Annotated in this window: 1 protein-coding gene; it reads right to left on the minus strand. The window is 49.8% G+C overall.

Translation table 11 applies throughout. The annotated features are described in order from the left end of the window. The coding region (ebgA, locus tag R7P35_RS23550; RefSeq protein WP_318092727.1) for a beta-galactosidase subunit alpha at positions 1–2,754 on the minus strand (2,754 nt) is incomplete at its 3' end. Positions 2,755–2,883: the final 129 nt, after the last annotated feature.

Here is a 2,883-nt window from a genome sequence, read left to right on the forward strand (position 1 = left end):
GAGCGATGCCCAGCGCACGTGTTGGCGGTTGCCGTTGTTTTGCGGGAACGGGTAGTTCTCGAACATGTCTTCTACGGTGCTGTGGTAAACATCAATGAGGTTAGCTTGGCGACTGTCTTGGTAGTTTTCTTCTGGGCCGCGACCGTAGTAACTCACTTGATCAAAGCTGCCGTTAATGCCCAAATCCAAGCCAATGACCGGAATCACGTGAGGGTAGTCGCCGTAGCGCTCGCCACTCAGTTCCACATTCAAATGGCCTTGCGCGTTGATTTGGTAGCGGTAGGTACAACGCATGCCAAAATCAAAGACCGGCGGCGCAATGATGCTGGTGGTCGTAATCAAGACGGAATCATCAGTTGCTTCCACAGCAAGTGTGCGGAAGTGCTCCTGCATGATTTGCAGATGCGCTGGGTGCCACAAACCTTCATACTCTTGTTTGTGGTTATCAATCATTGGTTTGAAGAAGTTCAATCTTGGCTCTGATTGAATCAACTCTTCACCATTCACACGCCATGAGGTCAGTTTGCCGTTTACTTTCGAGAAAGTAAGCGCGAAGTTATGGCCTTCAATTACGTGTTCCAAACGGCTTTCGTTAATCACCAAAGGTTGTGCGTTGCGATTGATGAACGCAGGTGCAGACGCGGTCTTTTCTTTCAGTTGGAACTGATACACCGCAATTTCATGGTTGGCTTCGCTGTAAAGCGTGCGACTGTCTTTGCGTACGGTGAAGTTAACAAAGGCTTCGCGCTCATCCAATTCTGGCAAGTCGATGGTCACTTTACGTTCGCTGTTGGCGACCAAAGCTTCGACTTTGAATTGCACGCTACGCAGGGTTTCACCTTCGGCACGCACGTCGGCAGTGATGGTGTAATCATCGAGGTTGGTGAACCACAATTTGTTCTCAACGATAAAGCGGTCATGGCAACCTTCAACGGCGCGGATTTTCACCGGTGCAATGACTTGTTTGTATTCTTTCAGGCCAGGGCCCGGGGTTTGATCTGGGTAAATCAGACCATCCATGCAGAAGTTGTAGTTGTTTGGGTAATCGCCGTAATCGCCGCCGTATTTGTAGAACTCTTGGCCGTGTTCATCACGCGCTAGAATGCCGTGATCACACCATTCCCAAACGTAGTGACCTTGAATGTGGTCGTGCGCATAGAACACGTTTTGGTATTCCGTCAGACCACCCGGCCCGTTACCCATCGCGTGTGCGTATTCGCAGATAATGCGTGGCTTCTCGTGTGGGTGTTCGCCAAAGTAATTCATCAGTTGAGCGCGTGAGTACATAGTGGAAATCACATCCACCACTTCAGCATCGCGGTCTTCTTCGTAGTGAACCAAACGGGTGTCATCAATTGCTTTGGTCGCGGTATACATCGCACGGATGTTGCAGCCATAACCCGATTCGTTACCGAGTGACCACATGATGATAGAAGGGTGGTTTTTCTGTGCGTGCACATGGCGCACTGCGCGATCAACAAACACCGCTTCCCATGCTGGATCATTGGTGATACGGCTCAGGTCGCCAACGTTGGCAAAGCCGTGGGTTTCCACATCGGTTTCTGCCATCACAAACAGGCCGTAAATATCACACAGCTCGTAGAAGCGTGGGTCGTTCGGGTAGTGTGCGGTGCGAACCGAGTTGATGTTGTGTTGCTTCATCAAAATCAGATCTTTTTCCACGCGGTCCATGCCCACTGCGCGACCTTTTAGGTGGTCGTTGTCATGACGGTTTACACCATGCAGCATCACGTATTGATTGTTGATGTAAAACAGGCCATCGCGCACTTTGATGTCACGGAAACCCACGCGTTGTGGGATCACTTCCACTACGTTGCCTTGGTGATCTTTTAAGGTGATGAACAAGTGGTAAAGGTAAGGATTTTCAGCCGTCCAATGCGTTGGATTCACCATATCAATCGCAAAGCTTGTTGAGTGGTGGTTTTGGATAGTCAGTGAATCGCATTGACCACTGGCTACGACAGTGCCTTTGTCATGCAGCGCGTATTCCAGCGTGTAGCCAGACGCGATAGCGGTGGAAAGGTTTTCCAATTCGACTTGAGCACTGAGCGTCGCACTTTGGTAATCGTCGGCGAAATCGGTGCGAATTGTTAGGTCTTGGACGTGAATGTTCTCTTTTCCGATTAGGTAAACATCACGGAAGATCCCCGCCGTCCACCACATGTCTTGGTCTTCAATGTAAGTGGAATCGGCCCACTGCATCACGCGTACAGAGAGCAAGTTTTCGCCTTGGTGTGCGTAGGCAGAAATGTCGAACTCCGCAGTAAGACGGCTGCCTTTGCTAAAGCCGACGTACTCGCCGTTTACGTACACTTCAAAGTAGGTTTCCACGCCGTCGAACTTGATGATGGTTTGTTGGTTATCCCACTGTGGACCAAGTGTAAATGTGCGTTGATAAGCGCCCGTTGGGTTGTCGGTTGGTACAAACGGGACGTCGATCGGGAATGGGAAGCCTTCATCGGTGTATTGCAGATCGCCGTGGCCTTCCATTTGCCACATGTTTGGGACGGTAATGTGTCCCCAGTCGTTCATTGTTTGTGAGTAAAACTCATCAGGTACCAACATTGGGTTGGTGAAATAACTGAATGTCCATTGGCCGCTGAGCAACATAAAGCGGCGACTCAGTTCACGTTGAAAGGTTTGTGCGCTCTGAACAGAGTCGTAGGAGAAAAAGTACGCACGTGGTGCCATACGATTCTCGTGTAAGTGTTGGAAGTTTTCCCAATTGTTCACGTTTTGATCTCCCCTCGGCTTGGTGCGCTTATGTTGGAGTGCGGATTGGTTTCATCGCGGCTCAACATCAGTGCAAAAACAACGGCCGATGTACTGTGAAAAATGCTTATGAATAATCTGAGAAAGATA

The organism is Vibrio sp. Vb0304 (assembly GCF_033338995.1).
Lineage (GTDB): Bacteria > Pseudomonadota > Gammaproteobacteria > Enterobacterales > Vibrionaceae > Vibrio > Vibrio alginolyticus.